The sequence below is a fragment of the Brevundimonas sp. Marseille-Q4549 genome (assembly GCF_976940555.1).
Genome location: NZ_CDRHXG010000001.1, coordinates 155541 through 174456 on the forward strand (window position 1 = coordinate 155541; position 18916 = coordinate 174456).

24 protein-coding genes and 1 pseudogene are annotated in these 18916 nt (G+C 63.8%); 19 read left to right on the forward strand and 6 right to left on the reverse strand.

All coding sequences use genetic code 11. The features are described from left to right. The first annotated feature begins 118 nt into the window (after positions 1-118). From ACWPV3_RS00785 to ACWPV3_RS00815, 7 genes are all read left to right on the forward strand, one after another. Entirely contained in the window at positions 119-562 is a 444-nt protein-coding gene (locus ACWPV3_RS00785) for a hypothetical protein (protein WP_453976475.1), read from the forward strand. Then, positions 559-756: a helix-turn-helix transcriptional regulator gene (locus ACWPV3_RS00790; RefSeq protein ID WP_292086683.1), complete on the forward strand. Its 198-nt coding sequence runs from the start codon at positions 559-561 to the stop codon at positions 754-756. Before ACWPV3_RS00785 ends, ACWPV3_RS00790 begins: the two co-directional genes overlap by 4 nt. A gap of 54 nt (positions 757-810) precedes the next feature. Further along, complete coding sequence (locus ACWPV3_RS00795) at positions 811-1770, forward strand: TraB/GumN family protein (RefSeq protein WP_453976476.1); 960 nt, start codon at positions 811-813, stop codon at positions 1768-1770. Positions 1771-1963: 193 nt separating this feature from the next. Continuing rightward, positions 1964-2392: a DoxX family protein gene (locus ACWPV3_RS00800; protein ID WP_313454008.1), complete on the forward strand. Its 429-nt coding sequence runs from the start codon at positions 1964-1966 to the stop codon at positions 2390-2392. Positions 2393-2564: 172 nt separating this feature from the next. After that, positions 2565-3044, forward strand: coding sequence for a MerR family transcriptional regulator (locus tag ACWPV3_RS00805; RefSeq protein ID WP_087120466.1), 480 nt, complete (start codon positions 2565-2567; stop codon positions 3042-3044). Between the two features lie 3 nt (positions 3045-3047). Further along, positions 3048-4832, forward strand: coding sequence for an acyl-CoA dehydrogenase C-terminal domain-containing protein (locus ACWPV3_RS00810; protein ID WP_453976477.1), 1785 nt, complete (start codon positions 3048-3050; stop codon positions 4830-4832). Positions 4833-5009: 177 nt separating this feature from the next. Then, a complete protein-coding gene (locus ACWPV3_RS00815; protein ID WP_453976478.1) occupies positions 5010-6173 on the forward strand; it encodes an acyl-CoA dehydrogenase family protein in 1164 nt (387 codons plus the stop codon). A gap of 7 nt (positions 6174-6180) precedes the next feature. Here the strand turns inward: ACWPV3_RS00815 and ACWPV3_RS00820 are convergent, their stop codons facing one another. After that, positions 6181-6978 (reverse strand): SDR family oxidoreductase, encoded by a 798-nt coding sequence (locus ACWPV3_RS00820; RefSeq protein ID WP_453976479.1) that lies wholly within the window; start codon positions 6976-6978, stop codon positions 6181-6183. Beyond that, positions 6975-7304 carry a nuclear transport factor 2 family protein gene (locus ACWPV3_RS00825; protein ID WP_453976480.1) on the reverse strand — a complete coding sequence of 110 codons (330 nt, stop codon included), beginning with the start codon at positions 7302-7304 and terminating at the stop codon, positions 6975-6977. The genes ACWPV3_RS00820 and ACWPV3_RS00825 overlap by 4 nt, the downstream gene beginning before the upstream one ends. A 130-nt stretch (positions 7305-7434) precedes the next feature. Here ACWPV3_RS00825 and ACWPV3_RS00830 point away from each other — a divergent pair, with 130 nt between their 5' ends. The 3 genes from ACWPV3_RS00830 (at position 7435) to ACWPV3_RS00840 (ending at position 9930) form a co-directional block, all read left to right on the forward strand. Then, a complete protein-coding gene (locus tag ACWPV3_RS00830; RefSeq protein ID WP_453976481.1) occupies positions 7435-7725 on the forward strand; it encodes a winged helix-turn-helix transcriptional regulator in 291 nt (96 codons plus the stop codon). A 55-nt stretch (positions 7726-7780) separates the two neighbouring features. Continuing rightward, positions 7781-8500, forward strand: coding sequence for a 16S rRNA (uracil(1498)-N(3))-methyltransferase (locus ACWPV3_RS00835; RefSeq protein ID WP_453976482.1), 720 nt, complete (start codon positions 7781-7783; stop codon positions 8498-8500). Between the two features lie 68 nt (positions 8501-8568). Then, positions 8569-9930 carry a glutamate--cysteine ligase gene (locus ACWPV3_RS00840; RefSeq protein WP_453976483.1) on the forward strand — a complete coding sequence of 454 codons (1362 nt, stop codon included), beginning with the start codon at positions 8569-8571 and terminating at the stop codon, positions 9928-9930. Between the two features lie 3 nt (positions 9931-9933). Here ACWPV3_RS00840 and ACWPV3_RS00845 read toward each other — a convergent pair whose 3' ends face one another. Beyond that, entirely contained in the window at positions 9934-10689 is a 756-nt protein-coding gene (locus ACWPV3_RS00845) for a hypothetical protein (protein ID WP_453976484.1), read from the reverse strand. Positions 10690-10769: 80 nt separating this feature from the next. Here ACWPV3_RS00845 and ACWPV3_RS00850 point away from each other — a divergent pair, with 80 nt between their 5' ends. The 8 genes and pseudogenes from ACWPV3_RS00850 (at position 10770) to ACWPV3_RS00885 (ending at position 16214) form a co-directional block, all read left to right on the forward strand. Then, the gene (locus ACWPV3_RS00850) at positions 10770-11420 is read left to right on the forward strand and encodes a hypothetical protein (protein ID WP_312735673.1); all 651 of its coding nucleotides are present in this window, start codon (positions 10770-10772) and stop codon (positions 11418-11420) included. A 103-nt stretch (positions 11421-11523) separates the two neighbouring features. Beyond that, a pseudogene (locus tag ACWPV3_RS00855) lies at positions 11524-11865 on the forward strand (DUF72 domain-containing protein); the annotation flags it as partial. 39 nt (positions 11866-11904) lie between these two features. Further along, a complete protein-coding gene (locus ACWPV3_RS00860; RefSeq protein WP_114815864.1) occupies positions 11905-13539 on the forward strand; it encodes a recombinase family protein in 1635 nt (544 codons plus the stop codon). Between the two features lie 101 nt (positions 13540-13640). Next, complete coding sequence (locus ACWPV3_RS00865; RefSeq protein WP_162790551.1) at positions 13641-14375, forward strand: 3'-5' exonuclease; 735 nt, start codon at positions 13641-13643, stop codon at positions 14373-14375. Positions 14376-14417: 42 nt separating this feature from the next. Continuing rightward, entirely contained in the window at positions 14418-14777 is a 360-nt protein-coding gene (locus tag ACWPV3_RS00870) for a helix-turn-helix domain-containing protein (protein ID WP_211305941.1), read from the forward strand. Continuing rightward, complete coding sequence (locus tag ACWPV3_RS00875; protein WP_114815861.1) at positions 14777-15421, forward strand: SOS response-associated peptidase; 645 nt, start codon at positions 14777-14779, stop codon at positions 15419-15421. Before ACWPV3_RS00870 ends, ACWPV3_RS00875 begins: the two co-directional genes overlap by 1 nt. A 38-nt stretch (positions 15422-15459) precedes the next feature. Further along, a complete protein-coding gene (locus ACWPV3_RS00880) occupies positions 15460-15675 on the forward strand; it encodes a hypothetical protein (protein WP_114815860.1) in 216 nt (71 codons plus the stop codon). Between the two features lie 326 nt (positions 15676-16001). Beyond that, positions 16002-16214 (forward strand): hypothetical protein, encoded by a 213-nt coding sequence (locus ACWPV3_RS00885; protein WP_114815859.1) that lies wholly within the window; start codon positions 16002-16004, stop codon positions 16212-16214. Between the two features lie 4 nt (positions 16215-16218). Here ACWPV3_RS00885 and ACWPV3_RS00890 read toward each other — a convergent pair whose 3' ends face one another. Both ACWPV3_RS00890 and ACWPV3_RS00895 read right to left on the reverse strand, forming a co-directional pair. Beyond that, positions 16219-17460, reverse strand: a complete 1242-nt coding sequence (locus tag ACWPV3_RS00890; protein WP_453976485.1) for a Y-family DNA polymerase — start codon at positions 17458-17460, stop codon at positions 16219-16221. Then, on the reverse strand, positions 17460-17834 hold the full coding sequence (locus ACWPV3_RS00895) for a LexA family protein (RefSeq protein ID WP_453976486.1): 375 nt from the start codon (positions 17832-17834) through the stop codon (positions 17460-17462). The genes ACWPV3_RS00890 and ACWPV3_RS00895 overlap by 1 nt, the downstream gene beginning before the upstream one ends. A gap of 136 nt (positions 17835-17970) precedes the next feature. Between ACWPV3_RS00895 and ACWPV3_RS00900 the strand changes: the two genes are divergently transcribed. Next, complete coding sequence (locus ACWPV3_RS00900) at positions 17971-18195, forward strand: hypothetical protein (protein WP_162790550.1); 225 nt, start codon at positions 17971-17973, stop codon at positions 18193-18195. A gap of 75 nt (positions 18196-18270) precedes the next feature. On the opposite strand, the gene ACWPV3_RS00905 is transcribed toward ACWPV3_RS00900, so the two are convergent. After that, positions 18271-18849, reverse strand: a complete 579-nt coding sequence (locus ACWPV3_RS00905) for a recombinase family protein (protein ID WP_453976487.1) — start codon at positions 18847-18849, stop codon at positions 18271-18273. Between the last annotated feature and the right edge of the window lie 67 nt (positions 18850-18916).

The following is an 18916-nucleotide window of genomic DNA, read 5'->3' on the forward strand; positions in this document are numbered from 1 at the left end:
GCCTCAGCCAAGGAAACCAGCCTTTTGGAAAGTTTCTTTGTCGTGATGTAAAATATGCTTGACCAAAAGCCGCACTGAGACGTAAAGCTAACTTGTCACAACGACAGGGGAGCTTGTCATGAACGAACAACACATCACCAAGGCCACGCCGAGCCGCGACAATGTCACGCCGAGCCTGGCCGCCCTCATCGTGGTTGGCGCGACCATCACCGCCGCGACGCCCTTCTGGCCTCAGGCCCTGGGCGCGCCGCCCCCGCTGGGCGCTTTTCTGCTGGGCGCCGGGGTCGTTCTGGCCGTCATCTGGCATTCGACCGTGTGGTGGCGCGACCTGACCGAGGTCCAGCGCCAGATCCACCGCAAGGCCTGGTGGCATGGCGGCAACTTCGGCATCCTGCTGGGCGCCGTCGCCCTGCTGGTCGTCCTGGCCACGGGCATGCCGATCGCGCCGCAGCCCCTGTCCGACCGCCCCGCCGCCTGGGCCCTGTTCGGCTTCCTTTGCCTGCTGGGCGGACAGGCCGTCGGCTACGGCGTCGCCTGGCTGGTCCACCGGGCGCGGGCATGAAGCCGCTCAACAACCGGGTGCGTGATCTGCGAAGCCGTCAAAGTCTTTCGGTCGCACAACTGGCCGGTCAGATCGGCGTCTCGCGCCTGACCCTGCACGCCCTTGAATCCGGCCTCTACACCCCATCCCTGCCTCTGGCGGTCCGTCTGGCCCGCGCCCTGAACCATCCGGTCGAAGACCTCTTCGCCGTCTGATCCGGCGGCCTGCGTCGCCGTCCGAAACACCCTCAAACACCAAGGAACAAGACCATGAACTTCCAGATCGCTCTGGGGCGCGCCGCCTCGCGCCTGCAATCCATCGGCTTCGGCGTCGCCGTGGGCCTGGCCGCCAGCGTCGCCTTCCTGGCCGTGGACGCCCACGCCGCCGAAACGCCCGCAGCCCCCGCCCCCGTCGCCCGCGCCGCCGGAGACGGTCCGGCCCTGTGGGCCATCCGAGACGCGGACTCGACCATCTATCTGTACGGCACGATCCATATGCTGAAGACCGGCGCGGCCTGGGGCTCGGACAAGGTCGACGCCGCCTTCGACAGCGCCTCGGACGTCTGGTTCGAAGTGACCGATCCCGACGACCAGTCCGTGCTTGGCCCGCTGTTCCAGCACTACGCCATGTCGCCGGACAAGCCCCTGTCAAGCTGGCTGACCCCGCAGGAGCAGGCGCCCCTGGACACGGCGGTCCGCGCCGTGGGCCTGAGCCCGCAGCAGATCGATCCCGCCCGCCCCTGGTTCGCCGCACTGATGATCGCCACCGGCCCGCTGAAGGCCGCCGGCTTCCTGCCGGAAAACGGGGTCGAGCTGAACCTGCGCGCCCGGGCGCTGGCGGCGGGCAAGCCCATCCACGGGCTGGAGACGCTGGATCAGCAGATCGGCGGCCTGGCGCGGATGAGCGACGAGGGCCAGATGACCTATCTGCGCAGCTATCTGGCGACCTATTCGACCGCCGCCGACCAGATGGAGCGCGCCGTCGCAGGCTGGAGCGCGGGGGATGTCGCGGCGATGGACCGGTTCGCGTTCGAGAACGGGCGCGGCATATCGGAAGAGGTCCACCAGATCTTCCTGGCCAAACGCAACGCCGACTGGGCGAACCAGACCGAAAACCTGCTGAAGGGTTCGGGCGTCAGCTTCATCGCCGTCGGCGCCGCCCACCTGGCGGGCGACGACAGCCTGCAGCAGTTGCTGGCGGCGAAAGGAATTTCCGTCGTCAGACAGTAGGGCGTCGGGGTGGAAAAGGACGGGGCGGCCGGCGACATCGGGCCGCCCCGTCCGCTCGTAACACAAAGTCATCAGCTGATGTCATCAGCTGATGTCATCGACGGATGACAAATATCGAAAGCGCCGCTATATCCCCCTTGCGGACGGACCCGAGCGATCCGATATCGCGACTGTTACGAATCAGGCCCTCCCCATGACGACCACCACCCTTCCCGCCGCCCAATCCACGGCTCAGGCGCGCAGCCGCGCCGCCTATCGCAACATCGCCCTGTGGACCCTGCAGGGGTGGATCGCGATGTTCTTCATCGCCGCCGGCTACGCCAAGCTGACCGAGCCGATGAGCAATCTGATCGCCCTGATGGGTTGGCCGGCCGTGGCGCCGGTGAACATGGTGCGCGGCCTGGGCGTGGTCGAGCTGGTGCTGGCGCTGGGCGTGCTGAGCCCGCTGGTCTCCTGGCGCGTGGGCCGGCCGCTGCTTCTGGTCTCCGCCCTGGGCCTGACCGTGATGGAAGCCGCAATGCTGAGCGTCCATGCGGTGAACCACGACCTGGGCCTGGCCCTGGTCAATCTGGTTCTGCTCGCCCTGACCGTTCCGGTTCTGCTGGGCCGTCGCCGCGGCTGAACCGCACAAGTTCGACCGCCGGGCCCTCTCCCCCTCCCGTCCGGCGGATCGCGCCCGGAACCTCCCCAGGTTCCGGGCTTCTTTTTGCGCGAAAAGACGGGCGTCGAAAAAGCTTACCTTTACGCGCGCGTAAACTCTTCCCTTTACCCGCACGTCAAGTTATGGTCGGCGCATGGCCACAGCCGACGACCACCGCACCTACTCCATCCGCCAGTTGTGCCGCGAGTTCGGCGCCACGGCGCGCGCCTTGCGTTTCTATGAGGACAAAGGCCTTCTGACCCCGGCGCGAAAGGGTCAGACGCGGGTCTATGACGCCCGCGACCGCGCCCGGCTGAAGCTGATCCTGAGGGGGCGCCGCATCGGCTTCACCCTGCAGGAGATCCAGGACATGATGGATCTCTATGATCAGAAGGACCACAACGTCCACCAGATGGCCGTGGCCCTGGTCCGCCACCGCGCCCAGATCGCGGCGCTGAAGCAGCAGCTGGAAGACATCGAAGGCGCCATCGAGACGGCGGAGACCGCCTGCGCCTGGATGGAGTCCAAACTGTCCGAACACCGCCCCGACCTGCTGCCGGGCGCGGAAGACTATGAGCGGCTGCTGAAGTCGCGCCTCAACCACGACCACCACCCCTTCAAAGCAAGAGCGTAACTCATGGCCTACAAGGCGCCTGTCCGCGACTTCACCTTCATCCTGAACGAAGTGCTGGAGATCGACCGCTACACCAATCAGCCGGGCTTTCAGGACGTCTCTTCGGATCTGGTCGACCAGATTCTGGAAGAGGGCGCAAAGTTCGCCAACGAAGTGATCGCCCCGATCAACAATCCGGGCGACAAGGAGGGCTGTCACTGGGCCGAGGGCGGCGTCGTGACCGGACCCAAGGGCTGGAAGGAAGCCTACAAGGCCATGTCCGAAGCGGGCTGGATGGCGCTGGCGGCCGATCCGGAATACGGCGGCCAGGGCATGCCCAGCGTCGTGGCCTCGGCCTTCGGTCAAATGACGGCGGGCGCCTCGGCGGCGTTCTCGATGTATCCGGGACTGACGGCCTCGGCCTACGCTGGCATCCACGCCAGCGCCTCGGACGAGATCAAGGCCAAATACCTGCCCAAGATGGTGTCGGGCGAATGGTCGGGCACGATGAACCTGACCGAGCCCCAGTGCGGCACCGACCTGGGCATGGTGCGCACCAAGGCCGTGCGCAACGACGACGGCAGCTTCTCCATCACCGGCCAGAAGATCTGGATTTCGGCGGGCGAGCACGACTTCTCGGACAACATCATCCACACCGTCCTGGCGCGGATCGAAGGCGCCCAGCCGGGCATCAAGGGCCTGTCGCTGTTCGTGGTGCCCAAATATCTGGTGAATGACGACGGTTCTCTGGGCGAGCGCAACACGCTGCAGTGCGTGGGCCTGGAGGAGAAGATGGGCATCCACGGCAACGCCACCTGCGTCATGCAATATGACGGCGCCAAGGGCTGGCTGCTGGGCGACGAAGGCCGCGGCATGAACAATATGTTCGTGGTCATGAACGAGGCCCGCTTGGGCACCGGCCTGCAAGGCCTGGCCATCGGCACCGCCGCCTATCAGGCCGCCGTGGAATTCGCCAAGGACCGCCTGCAGGGCCGCAGCCTGACCGGACCGAAGAACCCGGACGGTCCCGCCGACCCGATCATCGTCCACCCCGACGTGCGCCGCATGCTGCTGGAGGCCCGCGCCTTCGTCGAAGGCGGCCAGGCCTTCATCCTGTGGACCGCGCTTCACGCCGATCTGGAGAAGTCGGAAGACGAGGCCGTGGCGACCAAGGCCAAGGACTACATGGGCCTGCTGACGCCGGTGCTGAAGGCCTATCTGACCGACAAGGGCTTCCACGTCGCGTCCCTGGCCATGCAGGTCCACGGCGGGTCGGGCTATACCGAACACTTCCCCGCCAGCCAGTATCTGCGCGATGCGCGGATCACCATGATCTATGAAGGCGCCAACGGCATCCAGGCGCTGGACCTGGTCGGCCGCAAGCTGCCCGCCAACGGCGGCCGCGCCATCATGACCTGGTTCGGCGAGATCGACGCCTTCGTGGCCGAGAACAGCGGCAATGAGGCGATCAAGCCCTTCGTCGAGGGCCTGGCCGACGCCAAGGCCAAGCTTCAGGACGGCACCATGTGGCTGATGCAGAACGGCATGGCCAATCCGGACAACGCCGGCGCCGCCTCGACCGACTATCTGAACGTCTTCGGCCTGACGGCCCTGGCCTATATGTGGGCGCAGATGGCCAAGGTGGCTCAAGCCCAGGTCGAAGCCGGTTCGACCGATCCCTATTACGCCACCAAGCTTCAGACCGGCCGCTACTTCGTCGAGCGCATCCTGCCCGACGCGGAGGCCCATCTTAAGAAGATGAAGACCGGCGCCGACGTCCTGATGGCCATGCCGGCCGAGGCGTTCTGAGGACGCCGCACGCACATCTCCCTCCCCCTGCGGGGGAGGGTGGTCGAAGCGAAGCGGAGACCGGGTGGGGGCGGCCACGCAATCCCCCTTCTTCCTGCGACGCTTCGTCCCGCCGCCCCCACCCGGCCGCTGCGCGGCCACCCTCCCGAACGGGGAGGGAGAAAGCCGGATCACCCCATGAACGTCCTCAACAGCCCCGACCCCGACTTCATGCGTGAAGAGGAGATCACCCTCTTCTCGGACAGCGTCGGCAAGTGGATCGACGAGCACGCGCCGCTGGACAAGGTGCAGAAGTGGATCGCCGATTCCTCCGTGCCGCGCCAGCTGTGGAACGACGCGGGCGATGCGGGTCTGCTGGGCCTGTCGCTGCCGGAAGAGGACGGCGGTTTCGGCGGCGACTATCGCCACGAGGTCGTGCTGATGCGCCAGCTGGGCTGGAAGGGCGCGGACCATTTCGGCATCTCGCTGCACAATGCGATCGTGATGCCCTACATCTGGCACTACGGCACCGAGGAGCAGAAGCAGCGCTGGCTGCCGCGTCTGCAATCCGGCGAACTGGTCGGCGCCATCGCCATGACCGAGCCGGGCGCCGGGTCCGACCTGCAGGGGGTGAAGACCACCGCCATCCAGTCCGGCAATGGCTATGTGGTCAACGGCTCCAAGACCTTCATCACCAACGGCCAGCTGGCCAATCTGATCATCGTGGTGGCCAAGACCGACCCGTCGCAGGGATCGAAAGGCACGTCGCTGATCGTGGTCGAGACGGACGGGGCGGAAGGCTTCGAACGCGGCCGCAACCTGCACAAGATCGGCATGGAGGCCAACGACACCTCCGAACTGTTCTTCAACGACGTCAAGGTTCCGGGCGACAACATCATCGGCGGGGTCGAGGGCCAGGGCTTCGTCCAGCTGATGCAGCAACTGCCGCAGGAACGCCTGAACATCGCCGTCCAGGGCGTCGCCGCCGCCGAGCGCGGGCTGGAGGCCACCATCGCCTACGTCAAGGAGCGCAAGGCCTTCGGCAAGTCGATCATCGACTTCCAGAACACCCAGTTCAAACTGGCCGAGGTCAAGACCAAGCTGACCGTCGCCAAGGTCTTCGTCGACCACTGCATCGGCCTGCACCTGAAGGGCCAGCTGGACGCCGCCACAGCCTCCATGGCCAAATACTGGGTGACGGACATCCAGGGGGAGACCATCGACGAGATGCTCCAGCTGTTCGGCGGCTATGGCTATATGAACGAATACCCGATCGCCCAGCTGTACAAGGACGCCCGCGTCCAGCGCATCTACGGCGGCACCAACGAGATCATGAAACTGCTGATCGCGCGGACGCTCTGACGGCCGATCAGACGGTGGGCACAGTCCCGCCGTCGATCCGGTATTCCACCCCGTGAATGGATCCGGCCCGGTCCGACGCCAGGAAGGCGACCAGCTCGGCGACCTCTTCGGGCCAGGCCGGCCGGCCGATGGGTATGCCGCCCAGACCGTCCAGGATCGTCTGGCGCGCCGTCTCCTCGTCAGAGCCCTGAGCTTCGGCGATACGCGACACCAGCGCCTGTGACGCAGACGTGTTGATCCATCCCGGCGCGACGGACACCACCCGAACGCCCTTGGGGCCGACTTCCTTGGACAGGGCCTTGGAATAGGTGGACAGCGCCGCCTTGGCCGCCGCGTAGGCGGTCGTGGATTCCGGCAGCGGCAGTTCGCGCTGGATGCTGGAGACGTGGATGACCACGCCCCGCCCGCGCCGGACCATGCCGGGCACAAGCGCGCGGTCCAGCCGCACGGCTGGCATCAGGTTCAGGTCCAGCTCCGCCCGCCAGGCTGCATCGTCCAGCGCCGTGAAACCGCCGCCCGGCGCGCTGGATCCCCCCAGGACGTGGATGATCGCGTCGAGCTGCGCCGCCTCATCGCCCAAGGCCGCGACCAAGGCGTCGACACCCTGGATCGTCGTCAGGTCGGCGGCGACAAACCGGCGCGGGCCCGCCTCCTGCGGCGCGGATCGGGCCGAGGTCACGACCTGTGCCCCGGCGGCCGAAAGGCGCTCGGCAATGGCCAGACCGGCGCCCTTGGTGCCGCCGGTGACCAGCACCGTCCGGCCTGCGAACTCGGTCGGATCCACGCGGAAGACAGGCGCGCTCACAGGCTGATCTCCAGCGCCTGGATGCCCTGAACACCGAGTGTGAAGCTGTAGGTGAAATCCACCGGGCTGCCGGGAAAGGTCCCCGTGACGCGGGCGACGACGACATGGGCGCCAGCGTCCTGGCGTTCGGACAAAACCTCGTTGCGCATCTGATAGCGCTGCAGGGTGTCGGCGGCCCACGCCGCGATCGCCTCGCGCCCCCGGTGCACCGCCCGCTCGTCACGAACCTCGCCATCGGCAGCGAATGCGGCGGCGATGTCGTCGGTGCGGCCATCCTCGACCGCGTCGAAATAGGCCCGGATGGGCGCCGGTGTTTCGGTTGGCATGTCTGATCTCCATACGTTTGAGCTGGAGACGAGGTGAGCCTAGGCTGAAAAAATGACAAGAACAGACGAAAAAGTCAGGTACTCACCTGAAGGTAAGTCACAACACACACCCCTGACCGCCGCCGAGGGGGTGACCACCGCGTTCCGTATTCTGGAGGGTCGGTGGAAGATGCTGATCCTGTTCCATCTGTTCAGCGGCGACGCCCTGCGCTTTTCACAGTTGGAACGCGCCATCCCCGCCGTGTCCCAGAAAATGCTGATCCAGCAATTGCGCCAATTGGAAAGCGATGGCGTCGTCCAGCGCATCGTCTACCCCGAGGTGCCGCCCCGGGTGGAATACAGGCTGACCCCCTGGGGCCTGGCGCTCTGCCCGGCCCTGGACGCCATTCTGACCTGGGCCGAGAACCGCCCGGTCGAGTGAGCGCGCCCTGGCCGTAGAGGTATCGTGCTGCGGCGAAGCGCATTATTTCCACGCCATGATCCGTCTGCACCTTCCCCAGCCCATGACGCCGGGCGCCCCGCTTGCCCCCACGCTCGACCAGTCGCGCTATCTGACCCAGGTCATGCGGCTGAAGGTCGGGGACGCGCTGCTGGTGTTCAACGGGCGCGACGGCGAGTGGCGCTGCACCATAGCCGAGGTGCTGAAGAAGGGCGTCATCCTGCGGGCCGAGGAACAGGTGCGGCCCCAGAGCTTCGGCCCCGATCTGGAGCTGATCGTGGCGGTGGTGAAAAAGGCCCGCGTCGAGACCATCGTGGAAAAGGCCGCCGAACTGGGCGCGCGCCGGGTGCGGCTGGTCCTGACCAAACGCACCAACGCCGACCGCATCCGTCTGGACCGGCTGGACGCCATCGCCGAGGAGGCCGCCGAACAGACCGGGCGTCTGGACGTGCCCGCCGTGGACGACCCGATCAGGCTGGACGCCCTGCTGGACGGCTGGGAGGCGGATCGGCGGCTGATGTTCTGCGACGAGACCGGCGGCGCGCCGGCCGTTTCAGCGCTTGCCGCAGCCGGCGCTGGACCCTGGTCCATCCTGATCGGGCCGGAGGGCGGCTTCTCGCCGGAAGAGGGCGAGCGGCTGCGGTCCCTGCCCTTCACCACCGCAGTTTCCCTGGGCCCACGCATCCTGCGCGCCGACACGGCCGCCATCGCCGCCATGACCCTGTGGCAGGCGGCGGTCGGCGATTGGGACCGTTAAATACTCCGCTCGTCCTCTTGAGGAACGCCCCATTAGCCGCCATCTAGCCGCGACAGCAGGGATTACAGATGGCCGAGAACGCGCCGCTTTCCAGAGACGCTCTGATCGAGGCCATGGCCAAGGGCGCCAAGCCCAAGGACCAGTGGCGGATCGGCGCCGAACACGAGAAGTTCGGCTTTCACAAGACCGGATTGGAACGCCCCGCCTATGAGGGGCCCGGCGGCATCGAGGCCATGCTGGAGGGCCTGCAGCGGTTCGGCTGGTCTCGCGTGGAAGAGAACGGCGTCCTGATCGGTCTGGAGCGCAGGAACGCCGAAGGCTTCGTCGCCTCGGTCAGCCTGGAGCCGGGCGGCCAGCTGGAGCTTTCGGGCGCGCCGCTCCTGACCATCCACGACATCTGCAACGAGACCGGCCAGCATCTGATGGAGGTCAAGCAGGTGGCCGACCAGATCGGCGTCGGCTTCCTGGGCCTGGGCTTCGACCCCCTGTGGCGGCGCGACCAGATCCCCGTGATGCCCAAGGGCCGCTACGACATCATGCGCGCCTATATGCCCAAGGTCGGGTCGCTGGGCCTGGACATGATGCTGCGCACCTGCACCATCCAGGCGAACCTCGACTTCGACAGCGAGGCTGACATGGTAGCCAAGTTCCGCACCTCCCTGGCGCTGCAACCCATCGCCACCGCCCTGTTCGCCAACAGCCCCTTCACCGAGGGGCGGCCCAACGGCTTCCTGTCGGCCCGCGCCAATGTCTGGACCGACACCGACGCCGACCGCACCGGGATGCTGGGCTTCGTGTTCGAGGACGGCTTCGGCTTCGAACGCTACGCCGACTATGCGCTGGATACGCCGATGTATTTCGCCAAGCGTGGCGGGAAATACGTGGACGCCTCGGGCCAGTCGTTCCGCGACTTCCAGGTCGGGAAACTGCCCGCCCTGCCCGGCGAATATCCGACGATCAAGGACTGGAACGACCATCTGACCACCCTCTTCCCCGAGGTGCGGCTGAAGGCCTATCTGGAGATGCGCGGCGCCGACGGCGGACCGTGGAGCCGCATCTGCGCCCTGCCCGCCCTGTGGGCCGGGGTCCTGTATGACGCCCCGTCGCTGGCCGCCGCATGGGACCTGGTCAAGGACTGGGACATCGCCGACCACGAACGCCTGCGCCGCGACGTGACCCGCCTGGGTCTGAAAGCGGAAGTCGCGGGCCGCAGCGTGCGCGACATCGCCGTCGACCTGGTCGCCATCGCCAAACAGGGGCTGAAGAACCGCGCCAGATTCTCGGGCGGCATGGTGGACGAGCGCGGCTATCTGTCGGAACTGGAAGACATCGCCGACAGCGGGATCACTCCGGCCGAACGCCTGCTGGACCTGTATCACGGCGCCTGGCAGGGCGACGTGAAACGCATCTACGCCGACTTCGCCTACTGAACCTCACGGGACCGTATAGTCCGAGCAGTCCGGCAAGGGACGATCCGGCTGATATACGCCGGCCGCCGTATCGAAGGTGAAGCGCCGCTCGAAACTGCAGGTCGGATCACGCGCGGCGACCAGATCCGCTGGCTTCAGCGGCGGGTTCTCCAGCGAGTCCTTGGACCGCGAAACCCCGCGCGGATAGGCGGTCGCCGTCGTCGCATAGATCAGGGTCGGCATGCCGCCAGACCCGGCGTCCGGCGCCGCCGTCAGCTTGGCCTCGAAACTATATTCGTCGTGACAGGCCCCGGCGCGCTGCGCCATGTCCTTTTCACCGAAACAGGCGCGGATCAGCAGGGAGGACAGAACCGGTACGGTCAGAACCGGCCCGCCTGTCGCGTCGCCCGCCGCATCCAGACGGTACAACGCCACCGTCGACGACTGTCCCCCGCCGCCGGAATACATGGCGCTGGCGCCCACATCGACGCCGGCCAGAAACCCACCATCCGCCAACGGCATCAAGCCGCGCCAGGGCTGATAGCTTTCCTGCCCATAACTGACGGCGCGCGTCGCATCCGTCCGGGCGGAGCCCGCAGCGAGAACCACGGGCCGCACCGTGTTCTCGTCTCCTTGCCTGCCCTCCACCAGCACCACGCACCAGCGGCCATCGGCGGTGCAGGCGTCGTCGTCGCCAAGTTTCAGCGGTTGAAACTGAGCGTCGACAGACGACGCGGTTCCGGCTTGCAGCAGGGCGGACAAAAGGACAGGCAGGATCATCACAGCAGCCTAACGGATTTCTGGTGACGAAACGTCGCAACGATGGATAAGGCTGCGGTTCGTCATGGGGGTGAGCGGTAGTGACTGCGTTCGAGTTCTTTTTCAGTTTTTACGGCCTGATCCTGGGTCTGTCGGTCGCTGTCATGGCCACGGGCGCCGCCCGCGCCTTCAAGCATCGCAAATCCATACCCATCGGCTGGAAGACGCCGCTTCTGGCGGTGTTCGCGGCGCTGGACATCGTCACCTTCTGGGACTCGGCCTGGGTCAGTTTCAATAACGCCCCCTACAGCTATGGCCTGCTGGTGGCGGGGCTTGTGGTCGCGCTGATCTATTTCATCGCCGCCAGCCTGATTTTCCCCGACGCCGAAGACCAGGTCACCAGCCTGGACCAGCATTTCTGGGCCAACAAGCGGGCCGTGCTGCTGTTGCTGGTGCTGACCAATCTGCTGATGACCGGGGCGACGGTCTGTATGAAATGGGGGCAGGCGGACGCCACGCACCTGTTGCTCATCTATGGCCAGAACCAGTTGCTGTATCTAGCGCTGATCGTGCCTGCGGCCCTGACACGCCGCGCCTGGCTGTTCGCCACGACGGTCGGGCTGCACGTCGCCATATACATCGCCCTGGCGGCCTTCAGCATTGCTCTGCCGCAGCAGATGGCGGCCAACAGCCTGAATGAAGCTTCATCGCCCGCCGCCTCGACGACGCCGTCGCAGCCCGCGGCCCCGTGACCGCCCTGTCGATCAGGCGCTAAAACCGCGAGGCGTTTCCTCGCCTCGCCGGCTGCAGTATCGACTGAGTGACCATTCCAGCGGTGATCAAAGAGGCGCGACCATGTCAGGTTCCATCCACATCGGCGTCGGCGGCTGGACCTTCGAGCCGTGGCGCGGGGTCTTCTATCCCGAGGGGTTGGTGCAGAAGCGGGAGCTGGAATACGCCGCGTCAAAACTGACTTCGATCGAGATCAACGGCACCTACTATTCGACCTTCAAGCCCGACAGCTGGCGCAAATGGCGCGACGAGACGCCGGACGGGTTCGTGTTCGCGGTCAAGGCCAGCCGATACTGCACCAATCGCAAGGTTTTATCCGACGGCGGCGAGAGCTTCGACAAATTCCTGTCCCAGGGCCTGACCGAACTGGGCGACAAGCTGGGGCCGATCAACTGGCAGTTCATAACATGGATGACTATTATTTCGCTCGTGGTATGAGCGAGTATGGTTAAGAAGCCAACAGCCTACGCCTACAGCCGGATCAGCACCCGCGCGCAATTGAAGGGCGACGGTCTACGGCGCCAGTTAGCAGCGGCGCTCGAATGGGCTGAAGAGCATCCCGACATCGAGTTTGACCCTACGTTTGTGGATCGCGGGATATCAGCGTCGGTCGGTCTTCATCGCGAGACGGGCAAGCTCGGCGTTCTTTTGAACATGATAGAGGCCGGGACCATCCGGTCGGGCGATTACCTTCTTGTCGATGAATTCTCGCGACTGACCCGCGAGATCGAGAGCGAAGCCCTTCACCTTCTGACGTCGATTATTCGGAAAGGCGTCAACGTCGTCACTCTGGTCGATGGCGAGGTTTACCACAAACACTCGACGTCCCTTGAACTGATGCGGGCGTTGTTCACGATGTCCAACTCCCACAACGAGAATAAGGAACGGACCCGTAAAGTCGCAAAGGCTTGGGCTGAGAAGCGTGAGGAAGCTCGCCTAACCGGTAAGAAGCTCTCCCGCCGTGGACCGGCGTGGACCGTCTTCAACGAGCGGACCAAGCACTTTGACCTGATCGGCGACCGGGCCGACATCATCCGGGGCATCTTCGCCGAGTGCATCGACGGGCTTGGGATCACGGCCATCGCCCAACGGCTGAACGCCAACAAGGTGGAACCCTTCGTCGCCGGATCGGACGGCTGGCATCAAGGCTATGTCCTCACCATCCTCCGGTCACCCTCGGTAATGGGGTTCTATCAACCGACCCTAACCAGCCAGCGCGCGCATAAGCGGATGCTTCGCCAGCCTGACGGTGACCCGATCCCTAACTATTATCCGAAGGTCGTTGACGAAGAGACCTTCGACCGCGCGCAGGCGATGATCGCCTTGCGAAACAAACGTGGAGGAGGCGCAGGTCGTAGAGGGAAGCGGTTCCCAAACCTTATCATGGGGATGGGTAAATGTGAGGCATGCGGCGGGACGCTCGTCGTCACGAACCACCCGAACTCGGCCCGTGTCCGATCCTTCCGATGCTATCAGGCCAACCGCAAACAGAACTGCGACAACCGTCAGACCTACCTGTGTTCTGATGTCGAAGAATGGCTGACCGTTTTCCTTATGGAAGCCCGGATGGAAGCGGCTCAACCCCTACCAGATCAAACGGACCTGACGCACAAGCTGTCCGCTCGCCGTGCCATTCAGGTCAAGATCGACAACCTCAATGATACCATCGAAGCTGCCGAACGAGGCGAGGACGTCAGTTCGACGCGCATCCGCTTGGCTGAACGCCAAGCCGAAGCGTCCAAACTGGACAAATTGATCGAAGACCTTCGGACCATGCTGAAACACCAGACCCGGATGGTTGGTGTTGATGCGGTCGAAGAGGCGGCGAAATGGATGGATAGCCTTCGCGACGAAGACACCGAAGACATCTACCGAAACCGGGCGAAGGCGAATGCAATTCTTTTGGCGCTCTATGACACGATCATGCCAGTCGAAGGTGGCCTCTACATTCTGTCAAACGGCAAAGGCTGGTTCGTTAACGATGAAATTTACGCTGAACTCGACGTCGAAGATAGGCGGCCGATCACCCGCAAAGAACTTGAAATGAGCGCCACTTGGACGAAAACCACGATGATTTAGAGTCGTGTCGGGGGAGCAAATGGCGAGACGGCAGTAGTAGAAATCTGGATGACATAACGATTCTTTGGGCGACAATGCCCCCTTCCCAACCCGGAGGTCTCTTGAGCCAGCACGCCATCGTCTTCGACCTTGAAACTGTTCCCTGCACGGAGACGCTCGCCCGCCTTCACGGCCGCGAAGCCCTCACCGACGATGAGGCTGTCGAAATCCTTGGCGACAAATTCCCCAAGCTTCCGCTCCACAAGGTTGCCGTGCTTGCCGCCCTCGTGGCCGAGCGCGTCGATGGCGTCTGGCGCGTCAAATCACTCGGCGCCCCACATATTGGGGAGCGGGCCGAGATTGATCTGATCTCGGCTTTTGCCGCCCGCGTGGACACCCTCCGGCCGACGCTCGTCACCTTCAACGGAAACGGTTTCGATCTGCCTGTCTTGCGATATCGGGCGATGGTCAACGGGATCGCGGCATCGGGTCTGACCTCCCGGCCCTACTTCAAGCGCTACGATCAGGCCCACGTCGATCTGTGTGACGAACTTGCCAGCTTCCAGTCGAACGCCAAGGCATCGCTGGATGACCTGTGCAAAATGATGGGATTGCCCGGAAAGCCCGATGGGATTGATGGTTCAAAGGTCTGGGAGCACGTCCGAGCAGGTCGCATTCAAGAATGCGCCGACTACGGCGAGACTGATGTCGTGAACACCTACCGGGTTTGGCTCCGCTACGAACTCTTCCGTGGCGCTATCACGCCAGAACAGATGTCGGAGAGCGAAGCTGACCTTACCTCGTTCATTCGGGCACGCATAAGTGAACGACCGCACCTTGCATTCCTCGTGGCGTGACGCTTCGGCCCTGATCGCAACTCGCGGATTGGTTGAGCCGAAGTGTCGCGCTATACGCGAACAATGCCTACAAACGTCGCATCAGAGATCGATCTCCAAATTGGAAAGACTGTCCGCACCCGTCGTGAGAAGGCCGGGCTGACACAGGCCGATCTTGGTCACGCAATAGGCGTCACCTTCCAGCAAGTTCAGAAATATGAGCGGGGCACCAACCGAGTGTCGGCGGCTGCTATGGTCAGGGTTGCCGAGGCTCTCAAGTGCAGCGTCGCGGACCTCTATGATGACCCCGACCCAAGCGGCAGCAGCGTATCTGAACGCACTATCCTGAAACTCTGGGGGAAGCTTCGAGACGCGGAACGCGATGCGGTCGTCGCCATGATCCGCGAGTTCGTGAAGCGGTAATGTGCGGGCGGTTCGAGACAACCGGGAAATTCACATGGGCCGAAATCCATGAGGCTCTCTCCACCATCGCGCCCGTCACCACGCCACCCCTGAACCTCCAGCCCGACGACGATGTTCGTCCCACGACCATGCAAACCACTGCACGGCTGGAAAGCGACGGCTGGGTGGTCGAAAGGATGCGATGGGGCCTCGTGCCCTTCTGGCGGTCGGGCAAGCCTCTCAAGGATACGGAGAAGGGCAGAGACGACGGTTTCAAGCTCTCGACCTTCAACGCACGATCCGAGACCTGCGCTGGCACCTCCACCTTCCGTGAGGCGTATGCCAAACGCCGCTGCATCATCCCTGCAAGCGCATGGTTCGAATGGACCGGCAGTAAGGGAGCCAAGATCAAACACCGCTTCGCTCGGACCGATGGCGATCTCCTATGGTTCGCCGGGCTATGGGATCGCGTCATCACTCCTGATGCGGGGGAGTTCGGATCGTTCACGATCCTCACCGGACCATCGGAAGGATGGATGGGCGACTATCACACGCGGGCGCCGGTCATCCTCAACCCGCACAATTGGGAAGCGTGGCTGAACCCTTCCGTAGACGCTCGTGACTTGTTCGCGGCGGTGCGGCCAGAACGGTTCGTGGTCGGCTGACTCGATGACGATCAACACAGTTTGCGATATTGCGACCCATGGTTTCTTTCGACGATCTCGCCGCCGGTAGTGACATCCACATCGTGGTTCCGCTGGCAGGAGCGATCCTGATCCAGCCTCGGCCAGACTGTGAGGAAGAGTTCGATACGCTCGTCGCGCACCTCTACGAGGTTGAGGATCGCGGGTTCGCCATCTTCCCGAAGATGGGGCCAGCCGGGTTCTATGCGTCGGCCGAGGTCATGCGGCTGAACTGATCGCGCCGTCCGCCTGAAGGTTCGCGGACACCGCGTTGTCGTCCGGCTCGTCCGATTTGGCGGCAATAGATGCGCCACATTCGAGTCCAGCAGCACGGCGATCTAGGTCATCGCAATGCCCTTCAATAGCCGCCAGCGTCTGGGCGTCCGTTACCCACCGGGACAATGCACGAAAGCGAACAGATTGTTCTCGTAAGCTTTTTACTTCAGACGACATTCCCTCCCAACCCCCAAACGAACTTGGGGTTCTGGCGCAGCTTGATCTTAATACGGAACGAAGCGCTGCCATATTTGCATCGCGCTCGCGCTACGCTTAAAATTGTCGAATGATTACATTCGCCGACTTGCAGAAAGATGGTGAGGTCTACTTTTCCCGCGAGCGTGACGGCTCGTGGACGATCCACCCGAGGCTTGGTTTCGAACAGGAGTTCGACCGGTTCGTTGCGTCCCTTCAGGACATGACGGTTCGCGACTTCGCGCTGTTCCCCCGGCTCGATGAAAACAAGCTCTACGACTGTGCCGAGATCATCCCCGTCTAGCGGTCTACGCTCGCACTTCCATCAGTTCGGTGAACCGCGTCGTGAATCGAGGTGACCGATTGTTCGCCCGCGTGGACCACGGCTTCACCGGGCGTATCCCGCCCGGCCGCAATGTCCCCCGTCCAAACTTCGCGTTCACGGAATCCAGCGCCGTCATCAGCTTCTCGGACTTGATCGGATCGACGGTCGGCAGGAGGTCGCGGGGCGCATCAGCCTCTGCCTGAAGGTCCAGCAGGATCACCCCGGCCTTGGCGTAGCGCGTGTCGGGCTTCCACATCGACCGGCCCGCTGCGACGGCCTGACCTATGATCGCGAAACTGTCCGCAGTCGGCTCGATCTCAAACGAACGCTGGCCATGATACCAAGGATCGCCGTTGTGCGGATGCGTGTGGAAGAACACCTGCATCGCATTGGCCACCAGCCCATGCTTGCGACACTTCTCCGCAGCGCGTGCAGCGTGGGCCGCTAGTGCCTCGCGCATGTCCTCCCACGTCTCAACCGGGCGCCCGAACATCCGCGTCACCGCCACCGTTTGCTTCTGATCGGGAGCGAGGGTCAGCGGCATACAGGACACGCCGTTGAGTTCGGCATGGGTCCGCTGGCCGGTGACGGGCATGAGTTTCCTGACGCTGGCGGACGGGAGCGCTGCGAACTGCTCGACCGTATGGATGCCGAGGTTGTTCAGCTTCGTTTGACTGGCGCCCCCCACGCCCCAGATTTCGCCGATTGGCATTTCGGCAAACCCCTGACGGCGGGCGTCGAGATCACTGAAATCAGATACGCCGGTCGGCCCGCCCTTGGCGTGCTTGTTCGCCAACTTCGCCAGCGTCTTCGTCGGCCCGATGCCGATGCATGTTGGAATCTTGGTGATCTGGCGGACGCTATCTCGGACGCGGCGGCAGTAGTCCACGCGGGCGAACTGCGTCAGGTCCAAGAACATCTCGTCGATGCTGTAGGGTTCGACCCTCTGGAAATGGTCGGACAAAACTTCGAAAACGCGGCGGCTCATGTCGCCATACAAAGCGTAGTTCGAGCTTTTCGCGATGACGTTCCGATACTCTGGCTTCCGCTTCGAAAGGTGCCAGACCTCACCCATCTTGATCCCGAGGGCCTTGCTCTCGGCAGAGCGCGCTATGGCGCAGCCGTCGTTGTTCGACAGCACGATCACCGGCTTGCCAATGAGCGTCGGGTCAAAGGCCCGCTCGCAGGAGACGTAGAAGTTGTTGCCGTCGATTAGGCCGAACATCAGACATCCGTCCGAACCAGCGCGGCGATCATGGCCCAGACCTCGGTGTCGTCGGACAAGGGCTGGGGCGTTTGGTTCGAAGGCTCCAGCCACCATTGGCCATCCTTCTCCGTAAGGACCGCAAGCACGACATCGCCGTGCAAGAAGGCGACGCAGACCTTGCCAGACCGTGGCTCCGCGTCGGTGTTGACCACGAGAATGTCGCCACCGTGGATGCCGCGCTTTCGCAGTCCCTCGCCTTTGACCCTGACTGCGTATCGCTGAGGCCGACGTAGCTCCAGAAGCTCAGCGAGATCGGGCACGCCTTCGATGTGGTCCTGTGCAGGGCTTTGGAAGCCCGTCGTCTCGTCGCCCCGATATGCCCTCTCGCTCATAATGAGAACGTATGGGGAACATTTGATTGGGGGGAAAGCAGTTTGGTTACATCTCCACAGGCGAGCGAGCCGTCAGCTACATTCTCTCAAGGATTTTCGCGTAGGTTCACCAAGGCGGATGCAAGGAGGTATGACGGTGAATCAGGCAAAGTTCGACGTCATCCGTGAAGCTGCCAAGGCCCGTAAATCGGCGCGCGAGGCGGCAGAAGCGGCCTCCATAGCCGTGTGGCCCGAAAAGTATGCGGCAATGGTAATGCGTGCGGGAGGCCCAGCAGACTATTTCGGGCCGTTGACGGACATCAGCGTCGAAGACCTCTCAGCAGATCAGTCCAGTCAAGACGCAATTACGAAGCCCGCCTGAACGACCGTCGCCAGAACCAACAAGGCAATCAACCAAAGTTCCGCTCGATCACGCTTTGGATACATGGCCGTCCGTCTAAGCGACTGGCTGGCCCAATGCGGCACGGCCACCCGGCACCGTTCGATACAACGTGCTCGGCGCCACCCCCACCTGACGGGCGATCTCCGACATCGAAAGCTGATCGTCGGCCATCAGCGCCTTAGCGATTTTAAGCTTGGTCTCGTCCATAGCCTTGGGGCGGCCACCGAGACGACCACGGGCAATCGCGGCCTTCCGCCCGGCTTCACAGGCGAGACGTTTCTGTTCGACTTCATACTGTCCGAGCGCTGCCAAGGTGTGGACCGCAAGCCGACCGCTGGGGGTGGTGCTGTCGATGGCCTCGCTCAATGACTTCAGCCCGATATCGCGGCGGGTGAACTGATCGACGAGATCGAGGATTTGGCGGACATCACGGGCGAGACGGTCGAGCCGCAGGACAACCACGGTATCTCCGGGCCGGGCGAAGTCGAGAAGCTCGGTTAGCTGCGGCCGATCACTGCGCGTGCCGGAAGCGGTCTCGACGAAGATGCGCTCGCACCCCGCCTTCTCCAGCGCGTCGATCTGCGACCCATGATTTTGCCCGCGAGCCGAGCACCTCGAATATCCGATTAGCATCCGTTTCCGAAAACCCCTGAAAGCCCCGCGTTGTCGGAGATAGATTTCAGGATACGGTATTCGGAGA